Raw genomic sequence first — 24,318 nt, forward strand, 5'->3', positions numbered from 1 at the left:
AGGAGGGAATAAGACAATGACCATATGGGATCTCCTACAACATCCTCCTGCTGATTATCGTACGGTGCCATTTTGGTCCTGGAATGACGATCTAGATCACAATGAACTCGTACGGCAGATCGAAGAAATGCATAGTGCGGGAATCGGTGGTTTTTTTATACATGCCAGGGGAGGCCTTACTGTTCCGTACATGGGCAAAGAGTGGATGGAGGCCATACAGATCTGCATCAAGAAAAGTCAGGAACTTGGGATGGAAACATGGCTCTATGATGAAAATGGCTGGCCTAGTGGTTTTGCTGACGGAAAGGTGCCTGCACTTGGAGTGGCTTATCAACAGAAGCGGTTAGCTTATGAATGGGCTCCTTTTAATCGGGGGAATAGAGTGACAATTGCCTCCTATGTCCAGTCTGAGGAAGAATTGCATCTGCTTACTACTGGCGACACACGCAAACCTGACTTTCGAGTATATTACGAGTTGAATCCTTATTATATCGACACGTTAAGCAAAAAGGCTGTAGCTGCGTTCATTGATTCCACCTATAATGCTTACTGGGCGGAGTTCGGTGAACAATTCGGCTCTGTGTTAAAAGGAATATTCACGGATGAACCGCAGTTTGGACGCGGAGATCTTCCGTGGTCGTTAGAACTCGAAGATGCCTTTCAGAACCAGCACGGGTATTCGCTACGTAAGGTACTTCCAGCTCTGTTCTTGGAAACGAAGGACTGCCGCAGGGTCAGGTATGATTATTGGTCATGTGTCACCACCTTGTTTACTGAGTCCTACGCTAAGCAAATTGGAGAGTGGTGCGAGCAAAGGGGATGGTTAGCTACGGGTCATGTTGTAGACGAGCAAACCCTTATGAGTCAAGCGACTTCAGTGGGCGATCCACTGCTCTTCTATGAATATTTGCAAATCCCCGGTTGTGACTGGCTTGGACGTTCTGTGAGTGAAGAGCCGGTTGTTCCTAAGCAAGTTAGCTCCGTTGTTCGCCAGTTGGGCAAAAAGCAAGCCATCACGGAGAGTTACGGCTGTTCCGGTTGGAATGTCAGCTTTCAGGATTTAAAGCGGATCGGGGAATGGCAATTTGTTCATGGAATGAATCTAATGTGTCAACACTTGCAAGCTTATACGCTGAGGGGACTTCGTAAACGGGATTATCCACCATCTTTGTTTTATCAGCAGCCTTGGTGGAGGTACTATTATCACTTTAATGATTACTTTGCCCGTTTGTCCATGCTCCTTGTTGAAGGAGTACGGCAAGCTGAGGTATTACTGCTTCATCCCATTCGAACAGCTTGGGTGGAACTGGAGGGTTCTAACTCATCACAGGTTGAGCAATATCATGAATCATTTGCACAGCTTTCTCGCTGGTTGTGCCAATCGTTTATCGAGCATGATTATGGAAGCGAGGGAATTATTGAACGTCATGGCAGAGTAGAGGGGAATCTTTTTGTTGTAGGAGAGATAGGTTACCGAGTTGTTGTCGTTCCACCGAGTGTGACCTTAAGCGAGATGACGGTGAAATTGCTCCATCAGTTTGTATTTCATGGAGGAAGCTTAGTTGTATTGGAACCCGTTCCGTTCCTCATCAATGGACAACCGGGTGAAGAAATCCGTCGTTTAGTGAATGGTGCAGTAAAACCCGATTGGAATCGCAACGCCTTGGTAGAATCTGTTTCCAGAACCGTTTCTCCATCGATCGCTATCGTTGACAGGGAAGGACTACCTATCGTATCGGACATGGTCAATATCCAGACGCTTAAGTTAGAAAATTCCTATCTCTATTACCTGGTGAATTCCGGAGAAAAGTGTTATCCAGATGTAGAGGTGACTCTCCCTCGAAGGGGTATAGTGTCCCTAATTGATTTGGAGAGTGGTGATATCAGGCCACTTAACTATACCAGGGTAGGTAACGGCGTCAAATTGAACATGACTCTGTATCCTACCCAATCCTATGTTATCAAACTAGTTCCGACGAAAGGTCAACTGGAAACGGATGAGGTAACTCTACTCCAAACAGACAATTCAGCTAGGTTCATTCAGGAACTAAGTGAGTTATGGGAAATTGACCATATCGATCACAATAGCTTGACGATGGACACTTGCAGGTACAGGCTGGAGAATGGTGATTGGTCGGAACCTAAGCCTATTATTTTTATTCAAGAAGAACTGCTTCAGATAGGATATCCTGTTCAAGTCGAATTGGAATTCGAATTTCAGATCGCCTTTGATCCTGCGCTCGTGCGGGAAATGCATCTGGTGATGGAAAATCCAGAGAAAGCGCAAATTCTTATTAATGACAGTAAGATAGCATCTCATAGCTGTGATTGGTGGAGAGATGTATCCTTCAAGAAAATTGATCTAAGTGGGTTCCTTCAGCATGGTCGAAATACCATCAGGTTAACATTGGATTTTTGGAATTCTGCTGAAACGTATGCAGCTATTGAACGTGCTCAAAGTTTTGAGTCTGAGGGAAATAAGCTGAAATTCGATACGGAGCTTGAAAGCGTGTATCTAGTTGGACATTTTGCAGTGAAATCGGAATCTCCTTATAAAAATGGCGAGCATGGTGTTATATATACAGATGGTCCATTTATACTTGAAGAACTCCCTCATCAATATTCCTTGATATCTGATCTAGGTTGTCAGGGATTACCGTTCTTTGCAGGCAGTATTCAACTTGTGCAGAAGGTTGCAATACATTTTGAAGACAGTGTTTCACGGGTATGGCAATTCGGCTCACATCCGAATGCGATTGTCACAAGATTATCAATTAACGGACAAGAAGTTCGTACCTTTTTATGGGAACCCTATGAAGCAGATATTTCAGAATATCTCCAACAAGGAGAGAATCTGATTGAGCTGGAGCTGACCAGCAGTTGTAGAAACTTGCTTGGACCTCACCATCATGTGAAAGGTGAACCAATGAAGGTTGGCCCAGACAGTTTTAAAAATAGAGTCGGTTGGACGGATAGAGACCTAGACCCAGATATCAATTTGTATCAATCTCATTATGCTTTTGTTCGCTTTGGACTAAGTACATTACCACGAATAGTTATGATGACTTGAAAGAGCAAGAAAATACGTGGTCTGTTTGATCTTTATAAAAGGACATATCGTGTTAATCAATGATTCCCTTTCAGGGCAGATGCTCACATAATTAATGTGTGAAATCTGCCCTTTTTGTGGAGTTACCCTCATTATTCGATTTTTAGATGCAGTTTATAATGTTTGTGCTGGGAGAAATTGCATGCCGGCGGGACTGCAATTTCAGTCCAACTTAATTTGAAAGGGCTTTCAAAAAATTAAAGGAGGCAAATGTGATGACAATGTTTAGAAAATTTTTATGCTCTACTCTGGGGGTGATGCTAGTTGCTACCATTTTTACACTTACCTCGAACGCCCAATCTGGAGTAGAAAATGCGGAAGAAACTCACTTGGCACCAGCAACGATTCGCACTTATCAACCATCAGTGCGCTATACTAACTCGGCTAATTATACGCTAAAAGCAAACGGGGTCGTTGTGCCAGTTGTCAAAGGATTTAGTGATTACGACTATGCTCATTTTTCCATGTCGGAAGGGCCTGTTACGTATGAATTAACGATTTTAAATACCGATAAAGTACATGAATATTCTATAAGTCCAAAGAAGCTCGGTATACAAGCTGAAAAGATAGAGGGAAGGACGATAACCTTCACAACACAATCTGACGAATACCTGATCGTGACAATGAATAATCGCCAAACACGCATGGTTATCGCTGCAGATCCGATGGAGAAGGATGTTCCCGCCTCAAACGGAGAAGGCATTTTTAATGTTACATCCGCTCCATATCATGTGGTGTCCTCAGGCACACCAGCAACCGGAGTAAGCACGAGAACGGCTTCCATTCAGCAAGCAATTAATGATGCCAGCCAATACGGAACCCTTCAAGGAGGCGGTAAACAGGGCATTGTCTATGTACCGGCCGGAACTTATTATATTGGTAATCTGGTATTAAAAAGTAATACTGCTGTCTACATGGAGCCTGGAGCAACGTTCATCGGTACAGGAAAGACAGTTGATTATACGGAGCACTGGTTTAAGGATTCCATGGGAAGGCCGGCTACCTGGTGGATCTCAACTGCATTTCAATCCGAAAATATTCGGATATATGGACGGGGTACGATTGATGGCAACGGGCAAGCCTTGCACGATGATAAGACTAGCAATGGTAAAGGAATGATCAATAATCTGGTTGTTCCCATTGCCACTTCCAATTTTGTCATGGATGGTATCCTTATACGGGAATCATCTGGCTGGGCCGTTGTTACGGTGCGCTCTAACGATCTGACCTTCACAAATTTGAAATTGTTCAATAGTCTGGGAATGGGCGAGAATGACGGCATTGATATTTGCGAATCCCAGGATGTAGTTGTACAAAATGCGATCGGTATTTCCTTGGATGATCCATTTTCTACGAAAGCCTGGAAAGCGGACACAGACATCGCTTCAGGTAAAGTACCTTGGCCGGGGAATCCAGAACCGGTTCAAAACGTGTTATTCAAGGATACGATAGCGTGGACGTTATGTTATGGTTATAAGATTGGTCAAGGAGTTATGCAAGATCAATCTAATATTGTATTCAGAAACGGAGTCGTTTACAAAGCCGCAGTGGGCTTCGCTATTCATCATAAATATGGGACCGGAATCGTTAGTGATGTGAGGTTTGAATCAATGGATGTCGAGGACATCAGTGGAAGTAACGAAGACAATAGTGCCTGGATGACCCTGTTCACGGTTAATGGTGGCAACCATGGAGTGGGACCCATTCGAGGAGTCACAGTAAAAGATATTACGGTCCGTGACGCAGGGGAAAGCTTTGCCAAGATTAAAGGATTGGAAGGAGCCATGATTACTGATCTGACGTTTGAGAACGTCTACATGCCTGGTAGCAACACTCCTGCTCGTACGCTACAAGAGATGAATTTCCTAAATAAAGAGCATTACAGCGGAGTTACGATTAAGCCGGTTCAGAATACTGAGCCGCTTCCCTTAATTAATTTGGCGCTCCATCGCCCAGCGGTAGCTTCATCCAATGATGGAATTGAGAACACCGCACCGTATGTGACCGATGGAAACTTAACAACCCGCTTTGGTTCAAAGCGCGGGGTGGACCCAGGCTGGATTTATGTGGATCTCGGAGAAACTAAAAAGATCAATGAAGTCAGGTTGTACTGGGAAGCCGCGTACGGTAAAAGTTATCGCATACAGGTAGCCGATGCTCCTAACCAGGAGGCAAATTGGAGCGACGTTTATAGCACCACTAACGGCAAAGGTGGTTTAGAGAGGATTACTTTTAACGAAGTGGAAGCACGTTATGTTCGTATGTACGGGACTGTCCGAGCTACGATCTATGGGTATTCAATTTGGGAATTTGAGGTATACGGACCGACGCAATAACTCCTTCGAGTAGGATAGGACTAGAATGTCATTACTACGCTTTGGCCGTCTCCCGGAGTCTACCGGGGGACGGTTGTTTAGTTTCTTCTGAAGTAGATTCTGACCTAAGTATCATGACTATTTTGCTATAATGCTGGAATAGAGCCCTGTCCCTGGTGGGCAAGCTGGATGAAGGAGGAAAAACAAGATGAGGACTAATTGGATAAATCTGCAACTGAGTAATCACCAGCCGGAGAGGGTGCAACGATGAGACCAACCCTGAAACCCCGCCTCGGTGTCCGCTTCAAAATGATCGGTATCTCGCTAATTGGACTACTTATACCAGCATTAGCCTTCGTGTTATTCGTACCCTCTTATTATAACAAGAATATGACCCATGATATAAATTTCGCCACGCAGGCTACGATTTCATCTGCGCTCATTAACCTGAACACGTACATCGAGGATCTGGAGCGACTCGTCGTGGTGCCTTATCTGAATGATTCCATTATGGATGCTTTTAACACTTTTCGGAAGATTGACAGCGGAAAGACGGTATCTCTCTTAGAGCAGCTGCAAGCCACAAGAACGATGAACACGACCCTGCCCAATTACACACAGAATTTGCGTAAGGATATAACAGGGACGCTAGTGTGCTTCATTCCAAAGACCGTGTTCGCCGTGTACACCAACAATAGTGGGCTGGTCAGCGACTATCCCTTTACGGAACAGACCTGGTACAAACAAGCGTTAGCAGCCGAAGGCAAGACGGTATTCATCAGCTCGCATAAGCAGGACTATCTGACAGATCCGGCCGCAGATAAAGTTTTTTCTATAGTGAAGTTGGTCAAGGATCTGGATACAAGACAGCCAATCGCCGTTGTTAAGGCGGATGCGGATACTCGGGTGCTGTCTGTCATACTGGATAAAATCAAACTGAATGTGTCTTCGATTATGTCCGTTATCGACGAGCAAGGCAATGTGATCTATTCCAACAAACCGTTATCGGACACGATGCTAAAAGAACTCCGCAACAAAAGCAATTCCTCCAAAATTGATGATCACGGCGAGGTGTACAGTGTAACAACCCAGCATATTGAGAAGACGGATTGGAACATGGTGGCTATGGTCTCTGAGACGGAATATATCAACAGAATTAATATTATGCAGGCCACAGTTACAGGGGTGTATGTTCTAGTCTCGATTTTCTCTGTACTTCTGGTGGCGCTTCTGTCACAACGTATGATGAAGCCCCTGCGAAAAATGATGAATGTGATGGCCAAGGTAGAGACCGGCAATTTCAATGTACGTGTCCCAGTGAGAGGAAGAGATGAGATAGCCATCCTTGGCAGCTCCTTCAACTTGATGCTCAGCGAAGTGAACAACCTGTTGAATCGTGAATATAGGGCAGTTCTGAGCAAGCAATCCGCAGAGTATAAGGCGCTGCAATCCCAGATTGAACCTCATTTTCTATACAACACGCTCAATACAATGATTGGCATCAACCGTCTGGGCGACAGCAAGGTGCTGGAGCAAGCAATCCTGTCACTGACTGGTATGATGCGTTATATGACAGAGCAGGCCGATTGGACAACCCTGAACGAAGAATTCCAGATGCTGAATCAATACTGCTATCTACAGAAGCTCAGATTCCAGAATCGGCTGGAATACACCATCCAACTGGACCCAGAAGCGGAACCAATGAAAATCCCGAAACTGCTGATTCAGCCATTGGTGGAGAATGCGATTGTGCACGGTATTGAGCCGCTTGGCGAAACGGGTCAACTGACGGTCTTGGGGAGTATAGAAACTGTGCATTTCCAGCGCTGTGTGGTCATTGTCATCGAGGATTCTGGCACCGGTCTGGAGCAGACCGAAGGTTCAAAATGGATGGGTGTGGGATTGACCAATGTGAAGAACAGACTTCAATATGCCTATAAGAAGGCCGATTTAAATATTCAGAGCAGGGTGAACGTGGGCACCCGAATTACAATAACCATTCCACTGGAGGATGATAACGATGAAGATCGTCATAGCTGATGATGAGTACTACGTTCGGATCGGGCTGGTAAAAATGCTGGAAGAAATTTTGACGGAGGAGTACTCCATTATTGAGGTGGAGAATGGTCACCAGGTACTGGACAAGATTCGGGAGATTCAGCCGAATGTGGTGTTCCTGGATATCAAGATGCCGCGGATGAGCGGTCTTGAAGCATTTCAACAGGCCTATGGTCTGTCTCCGGAGACGCAATGGATTGTGATCAGCGGTTATGCTGATTTTGAATATGCCAGAAAAGCGCTACAGCTTGGCGCGGTAGATTATTTGCTCAAGCCCGTCTCCCCGGAGCAACTGGAGCTGATTACGGCTGATATTAGGAAGCGAATGCTGGCACAGACCGAGGTTCGCTGCAGCACGTTCAAGCAGAATTTGACGGCTGTATTTAACCGCACGCTGAGCCTCAGAACGCTGCCGGAGGGACATGAGCTGAAGCAACTGAGCTATGTGCCTATCCTTTTTGCACTGGACAGGTATGTGGAGAAGGGGCAACATTCCGAGGAACTTACCGGCTGGTATACGGAGATGGAGAACGCAGTCCAGCAATTGAATAATCGGAGCCTGCGCGCTGCGCTGGTCGTTGTACCCGGAGGTACGGTGGGAATCATGCTTGGCTGGGACCGGGAAGATGAACATACGGAGCAGTGGGTGATGCAGAGCGCTTATGGCAAAATCAATAAGGTGCTGGGACGCTTGAGTGGTGGTAGTCTGGGATTCTATGCCTTGGCAGGCGAACCTTGCGCCGGATTGCATGAACTGGAGGCCCATATCGCTATTATTGAAGCTGCTTTGCTGATAAAGGCTTTGCTGGCTCGCAATGATCTAATCCGCTGGAAGGAGCTATCCGGGCTGGTGGGCACGCTATCTAAGGAAGCGAGGGAATGGTCTAGAGCGCTGGTGGAGCTTGCTGACACTTATCGGAAAAAGGATTACTACCGGTATGTCATGCTTAGCCGAGGGATCGGGAGCTTCTTGGATAAAGGGTACGACAGCCTGCCGATTCAGGCCAGAAATCATGCCGGATCTTTTCTCAACAATGCGTTGTCTACAGGCACAGACCCCCGTGAAAAGTCGCTACCTGATGCTGCAGCTTGGAGACAACTGCTCGAACGTGGAGAGAAGGAACTGCTCCGTGATACCGAAGGCAGTACGGATATGATTGATCGTGTCGTCGAATACATTGAGCGGAATTATGCCGAAGATATAGGCGTGGCGGGGGTAGCAGAGATTTTCAGTATCACGCCCAATTATCTCAGCTCACTTTTCCATAAAAAAACAGGCAGCACCTTCGTCAAATATGTGACCCACCTGCGTATTGCTAAGGCCAAAGAACTGCTGGCTGGACATGACCTTCAGGTGCAGGAGGTAGCGGCAGCAGTGGGCTTTAACAGTCCCAAACATTTTGCCAAGCTGTTCAAAGAGCATAGTGGAAGTTACCCTTCGGAGTTTAGGGCGGAGCTTCGAGCGAAGTGAGCCCTCCGATATTATAGAAATTTGCACCTGGAGTGTAGATTGGCTATCTGCACATTCAGTTGCGGCTGCCCTAGAATTGAATTAAGCCTTACAAATACAAATGCAGAAGGGGAAATCAGACAGATGGCAAAAGGAAAAAGATTGAAAAGAATGTTAGCGGTTTCAATGATGCTGACGATGGCTGCCGCACTGTTTACCGGCTGTTCCAGCTCCAACTCCAGCAAGGAATCTGGAGGCTCCAGTAAGGAAGATACCATTACTTTATCCGTATGGACCCAGCGTAGTGGTGAAGGTGCAGCCGCTCTGGAGAAAGTATCGAGACAATTCGAAGCCGAGAATCCGGGCATCAAAATTGATTTCAATGCCCCGGGTAAGGAATATGAGAACATCCTGAAGATCAAGATGTCATCGGATGAGATGCCGGATATCTGGTCAACACATGGCTGGGCCATTGGCAAGTACAGCGACCAACTGGCCGATCTCTCGAATGAGGAATGGGTACCCCGCTTAATTCCTTCCCTGAAAGAGCAGGTAACGGATGCGGATGGCCGGGTGCTGTCTATGACGATTGATTCTGACACTTCTGCAATCGCTTACAATGTGGATCTGTTTGAGAAATACAATCTTCAAGTGCCGAAGACGGTAGATGAGCTGCTGGCATTGTGTGAGAAGGTTAAAACCGAGAGTGGTGGTAAAGTAGTTCCGATCCATATTGGCGGTGGCGACGGCTGGCCGATCGGCCAGGCTGTAGATTTTTTCTCCAGCACACTGCTTACGACAGACAGCAACAATAACTACGGCGAAGAATTGAAGAACGGCACGTTCGATTGGAATCACTATAAGCCGCTTGGCGAGCTGTTCCAGACTATGAAAGCCAAGGGTTATGTCAACGTGGATATTCTTACGGCCAAGAATGACGATACTGCCAAAGCCATTGCTAACAATGAGGCGCTTATTGCTATCACCGGATTTGGAATCAAGGATTCCGCAGTGAAATACAATCCCAATGTGAAAATCGGATTCTTCCCAATTCCGACCTTCTCCGATAAGGATGAGCCTGTATTGGTTGGTGGAGAGACTGATGCCTGGGGGATCTCGAAGAACACGAAGCATATGGAAGCTGCTAAGAAATACATCGCGTATTTTGCCAAGCCAGAGATCAACAAGCAGCTCTGTGAAGAAGCGAATATCCGCTCGGCCTTTACCGATGTCAATGTGGACTTGGGAGAGATGACGCCTTATTACGAAGCTTCCAAAAATGCGAGAATTGTGCCTTACTTTGACCGGGCCTTCCTGCCAAGTGGAATGTGGGATGCTATCTCCAAATACGGTCAAATGCTGTTCACCGGGTCGTACTCAGTGGATCAATTTGCCAAGGACATGAACGATAGCTATACCCGGTTGCTCGATAAATAAGGTTTGATGGATAACGTACCTTCATAAGTTCCCTCTTTGGGACTGATGAAGGTATCTTCATTTCAGGCCAAAGATAAGCAATACAGATAGGAGGAGTAAAGCCGAATGAACACCTTCAAAAAGATAAGACATTCCCAGTCAAGCATCAACGTAATGTACATTCCTGCACTGATCTTTTTCTTTGTTTTTATTGCCTACCCGTTCATTCAGGGCATTATGATCTCATTTACTGACTGGAACGGTTACTCTGAAGCACGGAATTTTATTGGGTGGAAAAATTACGCCCGCCTGTTTGCGGATAAAGATATGGGGCTTGTCATTTTCAATACCTTTTTATATGGAATTCTGAGTACCGTCTTCCAGAACTTATTCGGGCTGCTGTATGCACTGTTTGTAGATATGAAATTCCGTCTGCGGGGCGTTGTCCGTACGATCGTGTATTTGCCCGTTATTGTCTCACCGCTCATTATGGGATACATCTTGTACTATTTCTTCCAATATAACGGCGGAACGATGAATGAAGTGATTTCCTGGTTCGGCATAGAGCCGAAGAACTGGCTTAATCAATGGAGCAGCTCTGTAACCAGCATCATTATTGTGAATACGTTCCAGTTCATTGGACCGGCGATGATTATCTATCTGACTGGACTCCAGTCGATATCTTCCGATTACTATGAAGCGGCCGATCTGGATGGTGCCTCTGCTTTTGCTAAGTTCAGATCGATTACCCTGCCGCTGCTTATGCCAGCCATCACCATTAATGTCGTGTACAATCTTATCGGCGGTCTCAAGTTGTTCGATATTATCATGGCTTTGACGAATGGCGGACCTGGATATACAACTTCGTCCCTGTCCACATTCATGTACTCCGTCTACTCGGGGCAGCAGGATGCAGGCTATGCCACAACGGTCGGAAACTTTATGTTCGTCATTATCGGTGTCGTCGGTCTGCTTGTGCTGGGTAATCTGCGGAAACGGGAGGTCGAATATTGATGAAGCGGAATAATACCGTCAAGAAAATCTTCATTGCCGTTGTCAGTCTAATCATATGCCTGATTCCGCTGATCCCTTTCTATATGATGATCAACATCTCACTGAAGGATGTAACCGACTACAAGTCGACGATCAGCATTCCGAAAGAGTTTGTATTTGCGAACTTTGTGGATGCTTGGAAAAGCGCGGGTCTCGGCACAGCTTTCATGAACAATATTATTATTACGGTCTTTACGTTACTACTTGTTATCTTGGTCTCTTCCATGGCCTCATACCCGCTGTCGAGAAACAAGTCTAAACTGAATAAAGCGATCTATACCACCTTTATCGCTTGTATGATCATTCCTTCGCTGACGCTGATTGTGCCACTGTATATGATTTTGATCAAAATGCATGCGCTGAACACGCTATGGGGAGCGATTCTGGTTCAGACGGCCTTCTCACTGCCGATGTCCATCTTTCTTTATACGGGCTTTATCAGTTCGATCCCCAAAGAACTGGATGAAGCCGGTTATATTGACGGTGCGAGCCGAATCGGTATTTTCTTCAAGCTGATTCTGCCGCTGCTGAAGCCGATTACGGCGTCAGTGGTAATTCTACAAGGGGTGGGTATCTGGAACGAGTACGGCATGTCGCTCTATATTTTGCAGAACAAGGATGTGCAGAATCTTACGGTGGCTTTGTCCAGATTCGTTGGGCAGTACCAATCGCAGATGAACTGGGTGGCGGCGGGTTGTTTAATGTCGGCGGCACCTATGATTGTGTTATTTCTGATTTTCCAGAAACAATTTATTAAAGGCATCTCATCGGGTGCTGTGAAAGGGTGAGGAATGGTATGGCTTATCTTGATCTTATTGAACTTCCCGAAATCGTGTTGGTCCAGGAGGACAAAAGCTGGAGCCGCATGGAGTCACAAAGCGGCGTATATACGGATAAGGATATCCGGGTAGAGGTACGTAAGCAGACCGGAAGCCTAGGCGTGAGTCTATCTGCCGATCAGACTCCGGTTAGCCGGATTGCGCTGAGATGGAACCGGGAGATCGGCGAGCATGTTAGACTGCTCGGCGACCACTGGGAGAGATCTTATGGTGATCTGCAATGGGCGGGTATTATGCCAGACCGGGAGATGCCCTGGTATTTCATGGCCCTCCAAGACGGCAACACGCATGGTTACGGCGTGAAGACCGGGCCTGCCTCGCTATGCTGTTGGTTCGTGGACGCCCACTGGGTGACGCTGGTCCTTGATGTGCGATGTGGGGGTACGGGCGTGCTACTGAGTGGTCGCCAGCTCGAGGCGGCTGAAGTGGTCAGCCGTAAGGGAGAGCTTGGAGAGACACCATTTGAGGCAACGCAGGCGTTCTGCCGTGTAATGTGCGAGCAACCGGTGCTGCCGAAATTCCCCGTCTATGGGGGAAACAACTGGTATTATGCCTATGGGCACAGCTCCCATGGACAGATTCTTGAAGACAGCAAGCTGATGTCCTCGCTGGCCACTTCTTCTGTCAATCGTCCATACATGGTCATTGACGACGGTTGGCAGAAAAACTGGGGCAAATTTGCCGCGAGCCGCCATCAGCCATGGCTGCCGGACGAGCAGCTGTTCCCAGATATGGAACAGCTGGCCAGGCAAATGACAGAGACGGGCGTGCGTCCTGGCATGTGGTTCCGCCCGCTGTTGACAACGATGGATTCGCCCAAGGAGTGGCTGCTAAACAATCCATTAGCAAAAGCGGAACAGCCGGAAGGCTACATTCTGGATCCCAGCATTCCGGAGGTGCTGGAGTCCATCGCAGACTATGTAGCCCGTTATACAGGCTGGGGCTACAAGTTGCTGAAGCATGATTTTACAACCTATGATCTGTTTGGTCGTTGGGGCAGCCGCTTTGGCATGGGTATTACCGATGACGGCTGGCATTTCGCCGACCGTTCCAGAACATCTGCAGAGATTATTCTTGCGTTGTACAAGGCGATCAAACGTAATGCTGGAGATACGCTCATTATCGGCTGCAACACACTGTCCCACTTGTCGGCAGGCATCTTTGAAATTCAGCGTACCGGCGACGATACCAGTGGTCTTCAATGGGAACGCACTCGCCGGATGGGGATCAACACCTTGGCCTTCCGAATGCCTCAGCATGACACGCTCTATGCCGTTGACGCTGATTGTGTGGGATTGACAAACAATGTGGATTGGAAAATGAACAGACAGTGGCTGGATGTTCTGTCGCGCAGCGGCACCCCGCTCTTCGTGTCGGCCGATCCCAAAGCCATGGGCAGTGAACAGCGCAAGGCGGTCACCGAAGCCTTTGAACGGGCAGCTATAGCTACAGCAGTCTCTGAGCCATTGGACTGGCTCTCCAATATGGCACCTTCCCGCTGGAAATCGGGTGGGGTAATTTCAGATTATGACTGGACGGATAAGGGGAGTATCGAAGCCTGCTCGGGCTATTTTAGCTGGAACTGATATAGAGGCTGAATTTAAGAATCAGAGGTTGATATAAAGTGCGAATAGAGCATAAGAACCTTTTGAATATGTAGCGTCTTTATTCACAACGTGAACCGCTGAGTTTGGCTCAGCCCAAATATAGATAGAATAATAATTAACAACGGAGGATTATGGAAATGAAATCTGACATCACCGCTATCAAGGAGACGATTGAACGTGTAACAAGCAAGCTTTCCCACCGCCCCAAACTGGCGCAGCTGTTCAAGAACTGTTATCCCAACACGCTGGAGACCACCTTTCAGCAACTTGAAGACGGAACGGCTTTTGTAATTACGGGAGATATACCGGCAATGTGGCTGAGAGATTCCTCTGCCCAGGTGCGGCACTATATTGGCGATGCCGTGAAGGACTCCGAGCTAGCTGATATGATCAAAGGGGTAATCCGCAAGCAAATGTTTTACATTAATCTGGACCCGTATGCCAATGCGTTCAACCGCGAAGGCAATAATCACGGCCACAAGGACGATATTACCGAACATAATCCTTGGGTGTGGGAACGCAAATACGAGATCGACTCCCTATGTTACCCGATACAGCTGGCGTATCTGTTCTGGAAGGCAACCGGCGATATTGAGATTTTCGACGATGTTTTTCAGGAAGCAGTTTTGAATATCCTCGATCTGTGGACAAAAGAACAGCGCCACGAGCAATCTCCGTACACGTTTGAGCGATTGAACTGCCCGGAGACGGATACGCTGAGTTATGGTGGGCGCGGCACGCCTGTAGCTTATACCGGGATGACCTGGAGCGGCTTCCGTCCAAGCGATGATGCTTGCACTTACGGGTATCTGGTTCCGGCGAATATGTTCGCTGCCGTGGCTCTGCGCTATATTGTGGAGATTAATAAAGATGTACTACGACATCAGGATATCGGCCGCCGGTCCCAGCTGCTGCTGGATGAGATCGAAGAAGGCATTCAGACGTATGCGATCACGGAGCATCCCGTATATGGACGAATCTATGCTTATGAGACGGACGGAATGGGCAACTACAATCTGATGGACGACGCGAATGTGCCCAGCCTGTTGTCCCTTCCTTATCTTGGATATTGCAAGGCCGATGATCCGGTGTACTTGAACACCCGACGGTTTATTCTGAGTAAGGATAATCCCTATTATTTTGCTGGTGAAAAAGCAAAGGGGATTGGCAGTCCGCATACCCCGCATAATTACATCTGGCATATTGCCTTGGCGATGCAAGGGCTGACTACCGAGGACCCTGAAGAGCTGGAACAGTTGCTGGTTCTGCTGGAGACAACAGATGCCGATACCGGGTTTATGCATGAAGGTTTTGATGTCAATGATCCCGGGAAATTCACCAGACCTTGGTTCGCCTGGGCCAACTCCATTTGCAGTGAGCTGATAATGAAATATGTCGATGAAGGAGAATAAGAATCGAGATTCGATCAGGCTCTAATCTCAATTCCAATCTCAACCCAGAACCGAAACCTAATACGAACCTAAAGCGGAATCTGTATTGTTTCAGTGGCTCATTTAGAAACTGGGACGGGGATGAATCTTTCAGCAATTCGGACATTTGCAAAATGCTGAATACAAAACAAATTTGGGTGTTTAACAAGTGTGATGAATGGAAGACCATTTTTTGAAACAAAACAGGGCATCTACTGAAGATGCCCTGTTTTGTTGTCATTACATACAGCGAGCTATACGTATGGTTCTCACAGCGTACAGGAAGCACGTTTCTCAAATATGCATTGTACTCACCAGGGGTAGCAGGTAATCCCAGTGAGTGGCTATATTTTCAATACAAAACCCCGGCAACACTTAAACGCGAGGATCCTGAACAGATATGTATAATTATGAAGCAATAAATCATTTGATTTTCCAAAGTGCAATGTGTGAAGTGGCAATCGAAGACTTGTTTTCACCATATCTGTTGAAATTCTATTTTGTTGGTGATATCAATCTTTGTCTCCTAAATTTATACAATATAAAGTTTTAATTCTGATATAATAGATACTTCATGATTTAGATGCTGAAGGGAATGATAGATGAGAATGAGTAGGTGGAATGTTACGTTTTATTCCGTTGTATTTGTATTTGTGCTGATGATGTTGTGGAATGAACAATCTGTTTTTCTTATCGTAGGAACGGTGCTGGTGGCCACACTTATTGCGTTTACGATTCACGTTTTGTACCCAATGGCATGGGAAACCCGGATGGACCGTGTGGAAGCTTTTTTACGTAAAAATCATCATACGCCTTATATTTATATTTTTTATGTGACTGCCAACAGACTGGATGATGAAGTCGAGATCACGATGGAAAAACTAAGAAAACAGACGACGATAAAATCGAGGCAAGCGATATATCAGGCAGCTTACGGTGCTTATCGCAAGGACATCACTGCCGTTCGGCAAGCGGTACTCCAGATGCGCAGATCAGATTATCGTACATATTACGAGACGTTTTTGTTTTCGGAGGAAGAGAAGAGTGAGCAAGCAAGGGAGCATCTGAAATCGATTAGAAGACAATGGATGCGATCTGCGATTCTTGCTGAAATAGAACGCAAATTGGGTCGGCGCGAACTGGCTATCCAACACACTAAGGAAGCGATGAATGCGTGCAAAGGTGTACAGCGATACACGTTGACTAAAGAATATGAAAGGTATTATGCAGATGAACAACAAGCACAATAAATGAATTGCACTAGCTAAAGGCGTTGTAGTTATTAATAGAGTGATGGTGTAATTTACTTTACGGTCGGGAATAAATATCGATGGATATGAAATTGTTCAACTTTGAAAGTGGCAATATTGGTGTTATCCCCTTCGTTAGGCAAGATAAGTCCATCTTAAAGATGTCTTTGATCCCTTATCGACTAAAAGGGGGTAATACCAAATTCAGCTGCTTTTTTTGTTAACGGACAGGTTAGAGATTAGCAATCCATAAGAAACAACCCAACTTAAATTATGGTAAAATGTAGTAAATGTAAAATGTAAATATCCCTCTTGAACAAAGGAGAACTGAAAATGAGAAAACTCGTTCTATTTCTGCACGCATCGCTTGACGGTTTTGTAGAAGGGCCGAATGGTGAAATGGACATTGGCTGGGTTTCCTACGATGCTGATTTGGAGAAACACGCGAAAGAAATTCTGAGTACTGCCGACACTGTCATTTGGGGGCGTGGGACTTATCAGATGATGCACAGTTACTGGCCATCTGTGCCTTCAAACCCAGAAGCTTCGCAGCATGAACGGAATCATGCCGAGTGGATCGAAAACACAGCCAAAATCGTTTTTTCCACGACACTGGAGAAAGTTGAATGGAATAATTCCAGACTCGTGAAAGAAAATGTCGAGGAAGAGATCAATAACCTCAAACAGCAGCCAGGCAAGGATATGGTCATCCTCGGTAGTCCTAGGTTCGCACACCATCTTATGCAGCTTGATTTAATTGATGAGTATAAAATTACGGTTTCTCCTGTCCTGATCGGTAAAGGATTGCCGTTATTCCAAGGTTTCAAGGAGAAGATTAATCTTAAGCTAATCGAAAACAAGACCTTTGATTCTGGAGCGATAGGCCTCGTTTACCAGACGGTAAGATGACCTTGTCACTTAAGATGATTACGCTAACGGGAATGATAGTTGAATATAACCAGTCTAGTTCAATTAGTGGAGGCAATAAGGGAGGAAATACAAATGGATTTAGGATTAAAGGATAAAATTGCACTAATAACAGGCGGTAGCAAAGGAATTGGACTAGAGACAGCAGTTGTTCTAGCATCGGAAGGCGCAAAGGTGGCAATCGTTGCCCGCAACGAAGAGGCGCTTCAAGCTGCGGCGAAACGTATTAAGCAAACGACAGGGACAGATGCACTGGTCATCTCTGCAGATATTTCAGTAGAAGCAGAGGTACGAGGTGTGGTAGAGCAGACTGTGCAGCATTTCGGTGGATTGGAAATTTTGATTAACAATGCTGGAACGGCTGCGGCTAATCCGTTTGAAGAGGTTAGCAGCGAAAGCTGGTATTCAGATCTGGATTTGAAATTGTTAGGAGCAGTCCACAGTTCTAAGGCAGCAGTATCTCATATGCGTCAAAGAGGTGGCGGTTCCATCCTTAATGTGACGGCGACTGTAGGGAAGACACCATCTGCATCATCTTTGCCAACATCAGTCAGTCGGGCGGCAGGACTTGCACTAACGAAGGCCATGAGCAAAGACCTCGCCAAGGACAATATTCGTGTTAACGCCGTGTGCATCGGTCTGATTCGTAGCGATCAGATTGAGCGGATGTGGAAGGCTTCAGCACCAGAGCAGAGTTGGGAGGAGTTCGCTTCTAACCCCATTCACGGTATCCCACTCAAGAGAATAGGTCAAACAGAAGAGGCGGCAAAAGTGATTGCTTTTCTTGTGTCGGGTGCAGCCTCCTATGTAACAGGAACTGCCGTGAACATAGATGGTGGTACATCCTCTGTATTATAAAAATGATATGTAGGGGTATATGTTAATAGTGTGACTCAATAACAAGCCCCAAATTGGGGCTTTTTTTCCTGAAAAATAATGGCAAGGGATAAGAGTTTGTACCGAATGCTGGAATCGATAAGAACATGGTGTCGATTAACGGGAAGAATAACGTAAGTAAGGGAGGTGAAAGTAGCTATGCGTAAAAAAGATAGGAACGTAACAGGTATTGTTTTGGCCGTAATTTACTGTGTTGTTCTTTTTGAGATTTTAATTGACGCACCCCCTGGTGAAGCTCCGAATAATCCGCCTTGGGCCTATGCAATGATTCCACTTGGAGCTGTTGCAATCACCTTTCTCTTTGATTATGTGATCAAGTTCGATTTCTTCAAAAAAAAGAAAGAGTGAAGGGAGTGTTATAAATGACTGGAACCGGTACGTACATGTGTCGGGGGAAAGGTAGATCCCTTTGAAAGTCGCAATTAGCGGCTTTTTTTGTTTTTACGGTACAAGTTCAATGATTAATTCTGAGAATCGTCCAACAAGTCACCATTTTAAAGAAAGTACTAGAATTTCGAAGTGAGGGTAAGGGGCTACAAATAGATTGAACTTGGGGGTAAACAGTGTTACTCTAAAAGTCTGTGTTCGACAATATATTTAATAATAGTCACCATTTTAGTTGTAAAGAAAGGTAACACTATGATAAAAGTTGATAACTTATCCTTCTCATTTCCACAAAAGGAACTATATAATAACATTTCATTTACGTTTGAAGAGGCACAACATTGCGCTTTTATCGGAACAAGTGGCAGTGGGAAAAGTACACTGATAGATATACTGATGGATCCGGAAAGATATTTGTTCGATGGCAAGTTAGAGATAGACCCAACTTGCAGAATTGGGTATGTAAGTCAGTTCTTGCAAATCGAAAAAACGAAAGAAATGACCGTTTTTGAATATATCGGAGAAGAATTCATCAAGATGCAAGATGAAATCACAGCCATTTATGCGGAGATGGCTACCACGTCGGATATGGATTCGCTGCTGGAAAAGGTTCAATTGGCTTTGGATGCCTTCGAGGCAATGGATGGGGATAATTTCGAAAACACCATTAATAAGCAGCTAAACCTGGCCAACCTCATGAAGCTCAAGGATCTTAGTATATCCGATGTGAGTGGTGGGGAATTCAAACTTATTCAAGTGATGAAGGAAATGCTCAGTCGTCCAGACTTAATGATTATGGACGAACCCGATGTATTTTTAGACTTTGAAAACCTAAATGCGCTTAAAAAACTTATTAATTCCCACAAGGGAATGCTGCTAGTTGTGACACACAACCGATATCTATTGAATCATTGTTTCAACAAAATTATACACCTTGAAAACACGGAGATCCAAGAGTTTGATGGGCGGTATATCGATTATAACTTCTCGCTGCTTCAGACTAAGATCGAGCTGCAAGAAATTGCGGTTGCTGAAGCTGAAGAAATTGAGAGATACGATCACATCATCGACAATCTTAGAGAGATCGCCACGTATAATTCGGAAGCCTCCAGAGGCAGAGCGTTAAAAGCCAGAGTCAAGTTTCAAGAGAGATTGGAAGCACGTCGAATCAAAGAGCCATTTGTCGATATCAAGCAGCCGAATATCAGTTTTGGTATCGATAAGGAAATGGAAGACACCGTTGTGGTTAACGTTAATAATTATAGCGTTTCCTTTGACGAGTTGCTTTTGGAAAATGTGAACTTCGAGATCAAATCGACAGATAAAGTAGCCCTGATCGGTCCGAACGGTACCGGGAAAACGACTTTACTCCGAGAAATCTTTAAAAATAATCAGAATTCCATTGAAATAAATGCTGACGTTAATGTGGCTTATTTATCTCAGGTTCAAGGCGAAATGCTAAAAGATTCGAATACTATACTAAATGAATTCATAGATGCCGGGTTTCAAACTTATGATGAGATTAGATCGTATCTTTCAAACTATGGCTTTGAAGGAGAAATCCTGGATCAAAAGATCGAATCGTTATCTGGCGGAGAAAAAAATATGCTTCAGTTGGCTAAAGTTTCTGCCAGTCAAGCAAACTTACTGCTTCTTGATGAACCGACAAGCCATTTAGATATCTATACACAAATCGCATTGGAGAAAGCTATTGAGGACTACAAAGGTGCGATTCTCATGATTTCTCATGATTTCTATTCTGTTGTTAATGGTATGGATTATGTTTTAATTATTGAGGACAAGACGATTAGTAAAATGAGTATACTAGAATTTAGACAGATGATTTATGCGAGTCATTTTAATGAAGACTATCTAGAAATTGAACAAAAGAAAAAGTCTGTTGAAATGAAAATAGAATTGGCTTTAAAAGATACGAATTTTGAACTTGCAAAAGGTTTGGTCGATGAGCTAGAAGAGCTAATTAAGTTGCTTTAAAGTGAATTAGTCTTGAGTTCAACGATGAAACATGATGTTGGTTGAAAAGTATCCATAAAAAAGACACTGATGAATAATGGTCAAGACCCCATTTTGTAGACATTATAAAAAGACCCTAGGCTGCAAACTGGCGTCGGTACTCTACCGGCGTCAGTTTTTTTAGTTTTCGTTGTGGCCGTTTTCGGTTGTAAAAACGGATATATTTTCCGATTTTGCTTTGTGCTTCAGCAACCGTTCGGATATGATAAGGATAGAGTCCTTCCGTTTTGAGATGCGAGAAGAAACTCTCCATAGAGGCATTGTCATAACAATTTCCTCGGCGAGACATGCTGATTCGGGCGCCAACCTTTGGCAGCATGTCGTGGTAAGCATGAGACGTGTACTGGAATCCCTGGTCGCTGTGAACGACCAGTCCGGTCACGTCTTTTTGCTTCGCAAACGCCTTGCTGGATGTGTGGAGCACGAGTTCATTGTCGTTGCGTTCACCTATTTCGTAAGCCACAATTTCGTTGTTAAACAGATCCTTTATGGCTGAAAGATATATCCAGCGCTCTCCCACACGATACTGGGTAATGTCCGTTACCCATTTCTGATTCGGTTTTTCTGCACTGAAATCTCGCTTCAAGAGGTTCTCTGCTACACGCTGCGCAGGTGCATACGAGCTGCTGGAGCGTCGTTTACGACGGATTCGAGATTGAATACCGAGCATTTGCATCAGACGGAGCACCTTTTTGTGGTTCATCCAAATCCCTTGATCTTGCCAAAGGAACAACTGGAGCTGTCGATAACCATATTTGCCTTCATATCGTTGATACGTTTGAAGCACCTGTTTCTTCGCCTTTGCATCGCGATCGATTCGTTTACGTTTTACATAGGCATAAAACCCACTCCTGGACACGCCAAACACATGGCATAGTTTCTGGATATCACCGTATGCCGCTACTTTTTCCATGATCTGAAATCTCTCTTGTTTGCTTCCTCCTTCCAGGTTACCAAGCACTTTTTTAGCAACTCATTCTCCCGTTTCAGGTTTTGCAAATAGCGGTCTTGATCCATGTATTCTTTTCGGCGACCTCGCTGATCTATCAGTCCGAACTCACCTTGCTCCCGGTATTTTCGCATCCATCTCTTCATTCGTCCTGGGTCATGAATCCCCAAATGTTCATTAATCTTTCGATAAGTCCATCCTTCATCAATATGTAGACGAATAGCCTCTTTTTTAATTTTCTCCGAATATGTATTAAACTTTTGTCCCTTTACCGCCATAAAAAATGCACCCCCTAGAATTTCATCGGTTAAACCTAGGGGTTTTTCCAATGTCTATTCTAAGGGGTGCACTTCATAAAATATCAGTGTCTTTTTTATTGCATTGATTTCTTGATAGTTCTTGTCGTAGTCAGTGGTTCACTTGGGGTGCTTTTATTTTAGAACAGTAGATAATGATTCTTCCTTCCTATAAAGGACCATTGACTTTTCTCATTAATAGTTTGTTGCTATGAGGATGGAGTCCAACTTTCTGATCCGCATGAGCAACTTTAAGGAATAATTGTAATTCAGATAAGGATAATAAAAGTCGCCTCCATTAAAATAACGAGAATAATCGTTCAATGTTCTCTTCAAAGTTTTGTTGAATATTTACTTTTTTCGGAGCAATCCCATTATTCATGAGTTGCAGATGTCCAAGTACATAACTCAGAAATAATTGTTCATTTTGTTCAATCTTTGATTGATCTTTTGTAATGGCTTTAATAAGTTCAACTAAAATGTTATGCAAATGTTCCATTTGTTGCGAAACGGCTTCGGTATAGCTGAATTCAGCCAGTCCTCCAACCATTTCTGGGAATGTGAGTTTAGATTGTGAATATGAAATTACGCATAATGCGAATTTACGTAACGCGTCTTTTCCAGAGTACGTTAATAATTCATGGTAGATTAAGTCGACCAAGCCCTTTATGTAGATAGCTACAACTCCACTTTTTAAATCCTCCAAATTACTTACATACCGATATAACGACTGTGGCTGAATGGATAATGAACGGGCCAACCCGTTGTAGGTCAGCTTATCAAAGCCCAGTTCACTGCTGATTTTTAATCCTTGTTCAAGGACAAGTTCTCTTGATAAACTAATTCTCTTTGTCATAATTCCATCCTTTTTTGTTTGCTGACTTGACCAACTCATACCATGAGTATATAGTTCATGTCATGAGTTAGCAATAGTTTTCAAATACTTTTAAAGGAGCGATTTCCAATGAGCAGATTACAAGTTAATGGTGCCAATTTACATTATGAAACAGTGGGCCAAGGTCCTGTTCTCCTCTTTATTCCGGGAGCTAATGGCACTGGGGATATTTATACGGGCACCGCAAAATTTCTACAAAGCCGATATACTGTGGTAACATATGACCGCCGCGGCTACGGACAGAGTGAATTAACATCACCGTTGCCAGAAGATGCTCACAATCCACATAGCACGTACCGTCTTGAAACCGACGCTAATGATGTAGCTGCTTTGGCAAAACATCTAAGTGATGAACCTATATATATTTTAGGCAGCAGTTCAGGAGCAATTGTCGCAATGGAAACCTTGCAAGACCATCCTGATATTGTTAAAAAAATTGCATTCCATGAACCGCCTATTAACACATTTTTGGCTGATTCCGCAGAATGGGCAGTAATGAATGATAAAATAGTTGAAACTTTTCAAACAGAGGGAATGGCAGCAGCCATGAAACTATTCGCTGAAGCTATGCATACCGTTCCGATGGATACCCAGATGATGGCTAAGCCAGCAGTTTCGATTGAAAAAGTTGATAATCCCGTGGTTAAAGGAATGGTTGATTGGTTCAAATATGAAATTCGCCAATATACTAGCCGTAAAATCGATATCAACAAGCTGACCGATCAAAAAGCTAAAATTGTCTTATTTAATGGAACAGATTCCGTTGGCTCCTTTCCTCAAGATGTAGTCAAAGACTTATCCGAGAAACTTGGTTTACCGATTCACTCCATCGCAGGCGCTCATTTAGGCTATGCTCAAAAGCCGCAGGAATTTGCTCACACTTTAGAAGAATTGTTTGTTTAATGTAAGAAGCGGTGAAAAGCTGTCAAAGTGAATTTGAGAGTAGAGCACTGAGAAGGATATGTTAAAAGGGGTTGATGAGCAATCATCCGTCCCTGGTTTAAGGCAAGCTGGCTGCATTCGAAGTTTCCCTACACAGCGTCAACTATGTGCCGATCATTGGCATATAAGTGTAGAGTTTCATATTAATACTGTTCTTTTAAGTAACCAGTCGCTGTAATCCTACCGGCGGCTGGTTATTTAGTTTCGCAAGAATTCGTCAATAGTCCTGATCTCTGGCGCTGTCGGTTAGTATTCACATTCCTTACGACCCATGTTTAATGTCAAAATCAGATTCTCTGGGTGAATTATTTTTTTAAACCAGCTGCGAAGAAGGGACCATTAACCGAAATGGTTGTTAGGATACGAGCCATTTCAAGAGGAGATTCTTTCGTGCCACTTTCCAACCATTGTTGAAATACCCCTATTATCGCACTTCCCATATAAGCAGCTAAATATTGTCCTGGAAC

The 24,318-nt window shown here is 44.7% G+C and carries 19 protein-coding genes; 15 read left to right on the forward strand and 4 right to left on the reverse strand.

Annotated elements, in window-relative coordinates:
• Window positions 1-16: 16 nt before the first annotated feature.
• The 14 genes from A6049_RS05960 to A6049_RS06025 all read left to right on the forward strand — a co-directional run bounded on the left by A6049_RS05960 (window position 17) and on the right by A6049_RS06025 (window position 20,730).
• Window positions 17-3,070, forward strand: a complete 3,054-nt coding sequence (locus tag A6049_RS05960) for a glycosyl hydrolase (RefSeq protein ID WP_063563755.1) — start codon at window positions 17-19, stop codon at window positions 3,068-3,070.
• A 254-nt stretch (window positions 3,071-3,324) separates the two neighbouring features.
• Window positions 3,325-5,445 carry a galactose-binding domain-containing protein gene (locus A6049_RS05965; protein ID WP_240321321.1) on the forward strand — a complete coding sequence of 707 codons (2,121 nt, stop codon included), beginning with the start codon at window positions 3,325-3,327 and terminating at the stop codon, window positions 5,443-5,445.
• Between the two features lie 246 nt (window positions 5,446-5,691).
• On the forward strand, window positions 5,692-7,464 hold the full coding sequence (locus A6049_RS05970) for a cache domain-containing sensor histidine kinase (RefSeq protein WP_063563756.1): 1,773 nt from the start codon (window positions 5,692-5,694) through the stop codon (window positions 7,462-7,464).
• Window positions 7,445-8,953, forward strand: a complete 1,509-nt coding sequence (locus A6049_RS05975) for a response regulator transcription factor (RefSeq protein ID WP_063563757.1) — start codon at window positions 7,445-7,447, stop codon at window positions 8,951-8,953. Before A6049_RS05970 ends, A6049_RS05975 begins: the two co-directional genes overlap by 20 nt.
• 123 nt (window positions 8,954-9,076) lie before the next feature.
• On the forward strand, window positions 9,077-10,369 hold the full coding sequence (locus A6049_RS05980) for an ABC transporter substrate-binding protein (protein ID WP_063563758.1): 1,293 nt from the start codon (window positions 9,077-9,079) through the stop codon (window positions 10,367-10,369).
• A 105-nt stretch (window positions 10,370-10,474) separates the two neighbouring features.
• The gene (locus tag A6049_RS05985; protein WP_063563759.1) at window positions 10,475-11,362 is read left to right on the forward strand and encodes a carbohydrate ABC transporter permease; all 888 of its coding nucleotides are present in this window, start codon (window positions 10,475-10,477) and stop codon (window positions 11,360-11,362) included.
• Window positions 11,362-12,189, forward strand: coding sequence for a carbohydrate ABC transporter permease (locus tag A6049_RS05990; protein WP_063563760.1), 828 nt, complete (start codon window positions 11,362-11,364; stop codon window positions 12,187-12,189). Before A6049_RS05985 ends, A6049_RS05990 begins: the two co-directional genes overlap by 1 nt.
• Before the next feature lie 8 nt (window positions 12,190-12,197).
• The gene (locus A6049_RS05995) at window positions 12,198-13,826 is read left to right on the forward strand and encodes an alpha-amylase family protein (RefSeq protein WP_095205987.1); all 1,629 of its coding nucleotides are present in this window, start codon (window positions 12,198-12,200) and stop codon (window positions 13,824-13,826) included.
• Window positions 13,827-13,984: 158 nt separating this feature from the next.
• Entirely contained in the window at window positions 13,985-15,259 is a 1,275-nt protein-coding gene (locus A6049_RS06000; RefSeq protein WP_063563761.1) for a glycoside hydrolase family 125 protein, read from the forward strand.
• A gap of 620 nt (window positions 15,260-15,879) precedes the next feature.
• Window positions 15,880-16,527 (forward strand): hypothetical protein, encoded by a 648-nt coding sequence (locus A6049_RS06005; protein WP_063563762.1) that lies wholly within the window; start codon window positions 15,880-15,882, stop codon window positions 16,525-16,527.
• Between the two features lie 333 nt (window positions 16,528-16,860).
• A complete protein-coding gene (locus tag A6049_RS06010; RefSeq protein ID WP_063563763.1) occupies window positions 16,861-17,436 on the forward strand; it encodes a dihydrofolate reductase family protein in 576 nt (191 codons plus the stop codon).
• 93 nt (window positions 17,437-17,529) lie between these two features.
• Entirely contained in the window at window positions 17,530-18,312 is a 783-nt protein-coding gene (locus A6049_RS06015; protein ID WP_063563764.1) for an SDR family NAD(P)-dependent oxidoreductase, read from the forward strand.
• A gap of 177 nt (window positions 18,313-18,489) precedes the next feature.
• Window positions 18,490-18,699, forward strand: a complete 210-nt coding sequence (locus tag A6049_RS06020) for a hypothetical protein (RefSeq protein WP_063563765.1) — start codon at window positions 18,490-18,492, stop codon at window positions 18,697-18,699.
• A gap of 291 nt (window positions 18,700-18,990) precedes the next feature.
• Window positions 18,991-20,730, forward strand: a complete 1,740-nt coding sequence (locus A6049_RS06025) for an ABC-F family ATP-binding cassette domain-containing protein (RefSeq protein ID WP_063563766.1) — start codon at window positions 18,991-18,993, stop codon at window positions 20,728-20,730.
• Between the two features lie 115 nt (window positions 20,731-20,845).
• Here the strand turns inward: A6049_RS06025 and A6049_RS06030 are convergent, their stop codons facing one another.
• The 3 genes from A6049_RS06030 to A6049_RS06040 all read right to left on the reverse strand — a co-directional run bounded on the left by A6049_RS06030 (window position 20,846) and on the right by A6049_RS06040 (window position 22,870).
• Entirely contained in the window at window positions 20,846-21,682 is an 837-nt protein-coding gene (locus tag A6049_RS06030) for an IS3 family transposase (RefSeq protein ID WP_095205989.1), read from the reverse strand.
• Window positions 21,670-21,996, reverse strand: coding sequence for a helix-turn-helix domain-containing protein (locus A6049_RS06035; protein WP_063563767.1), 327 nt, complete (start codon window positions 21,994-21,996; stop codon window positions 21,670-21,672). Before A6049_RS06035 ends, A6049_RS06030 begins: the two co-directional genes overlap by 13 nt.
• 316 nt (window positions 21,997-22,312) lie before the next feature.
• Entirely contained in the window at window positions 22,313-22,870 is a 558-nt protein-coding gene (locus A6049_RS06040) for a TetR/AcrR family transcriptional regulator (protein ID WP_063563768.1), read from the reverse strand.
• A 108-nt stretch (window positions 22,871-22,978) separates the two neighbouring features.
• Between A6049_RS06040 and A6049_RS06045 the strand changes: the two genes are divergently transcribed.
• Window positions 22,979-23,812 carry an alpha/beta fold hydrolase gene (locus A6049_RS06045; protein ID WP_063563769.1) on the forward strand — a complete coding sequence of 278 codons (834 nt, stop codon included), beginning with the start codon at window positions 22,979-22,981 and terminating at the stop codon, window positions 23,810-23,812.
• A 344-nt stretch (window positions 23,813-24,156) separates the two neighbouring features.
• Here A6049_RS06045 and A6049_RS33900 read toward each other — a convergent pair whose 3' ends face one another.
• Entirely contained in the window at window positions 24,157-24,291 is a 135-nt protein-coding gene (locus A6049_RS33900; protein WP_240321330.1) for a TetR-like C-terminal domain-containing protein, read from the reverse strand.
• Between the last annotated feature and the right edge of the window lie 27 nt (window positions 24,292-24,318).

Source organism: Paenibacillus sp. O199, assembly GCF_001636635.1.
GTDB classification, from domain to species: Bacteria; Bacillota; Bacilli; order Paenibacillales; family Paenibacillaceae; genus Paenibacillus; species Paenibacillus marchantiae.

Bases quoted from the DNA above. Each gene is read 5' to 3' on its own strand.
- A6049_RS06045 (WP_063563769.1), top strand. From the start codon at position 22,979: ATGAGCAGATTACAAGTTAATGGTGCCAATTTACATTATGAAACAGTG.
- A6049_RS06000 (WP_063563761.1), top strand. From the start codon at position 13,985: ATGAAATCTGACATCACCGCTATCAAGGAGACGATTGAACGTGTAACA.
- A6049_RS05990 (WP_063563760.1), top strand. From the start codon at position 11,362: ATGAAGCGGAATAATACCGTCAAGAAAATCTTCATTGCCGTTGTCAGT.
- A6049_RS33900 (WP_240321330.1), bottom strand. From the start codon at position 24,291: ATGGGAAGTGCGATAATAGGGGTATTTCAACAATGGTTGGAAAGTGGC.
- A6049_RS05985 (WP_063563759.1), top strand. From the start codon at position 10,475: ATGAACACCTTCAAAAAGATAAGACATTCCCAGTCAAGCATCAACGTA.
- A6049_RS06025 (WP_063563766.1), top strand. From the start codon at position 18,991: ATGATAAAAGTTGATAACTTATCCTTCTCATTTCCACAAAAGGAACTA.
- A6049_RS06015 (WP_063563764.1), top strand. From the start codon at position 17,530: ATGGATTTAGGATTAAAGGATAAAATTGCACTAATAACAGGCGGTAGC.
- A6049_RS06020 (WP_063563765.1), top strand. From the start codon at position 18,490: ATGCGTAAAAAAGATAGGAACGTAACAGGTATTGTTTTGGCCGTAATT.
- A6049_RS05995 (WP_095205987.1), top strand. From the start codon at position 12,198: ATGGCTTATCTTGATCTTATTGAACTTCCCGAAATCGTGTTGGTCCAG.
- A6049_RS05970 (WP_063563756.1), top strand. From the start codon at position 5,692: ATGAGACCAACCCTGAAACCCCGCCTCGGTGTCCGCTTCAAAATGATC.
- A6049_RS06005 (WP_063563762.1), top strand. From the start codon at position 15,880: ATGAGAATGAGTAGGTGGAATGTTACGTTTTATTCCGTTGTATTTGTA.
- A6049_RS05980 (WP_063563758.1), top strand. From the start codon at position 9,077: ATGGCAAAAGGAAAAAGATTGAAAAGAATGTTAGCGGTTTCAATGATG.
- A6049_RS05965 (WP_240321321.1), top strand. From the start codon at position 3,325: ATGACAATGTTTAGAAAATTTTTATGCTCTACTCTGGGGGTGATGCTA.
- A6049_RS06030 (WP_095205989.1), bottom strand. From the start codon at position 21,682: ATGGAAAAAGTAGCGGCATACGGTGATATCCAGAAACTATGCCATGTG.
- A6049_RS06040 (WP_063563768.1), bottom strand. From the start codon at position 22,870: ATGACAAAGAGAATTAGTTTATCAAGAGAACTTGTCCTTGAACAAGGA.
- A6049_RS06010 (WP_063563763.1), top strand. From the start codon at position 16,861: ATGAGAAAACTCGTTCTATTTCTGCACGCATCGCTTGACGGTTTTGTA.
- A6049_RS05975 (WP_063563757.1), top strand. From the start codon at position 7,445: ATGAAGATCGTCATAGCTGATGATGAGTACTACGTTCGGATCGGGCTG.
- A6049_RS06035 (WP_063563767.1), bottom strand. From the start codon at position 21,996: ATGGCGGTAAAGGGACAAAAGTTTAATACATATTCGGAGAAAATTAAA.
- A6049_RS05960 (WP_063563755.1), top strand. From the start codon at position 17: ATGACCATATGGGATCTCCTACAACATCCTCCTGCTGATTATCGTACG.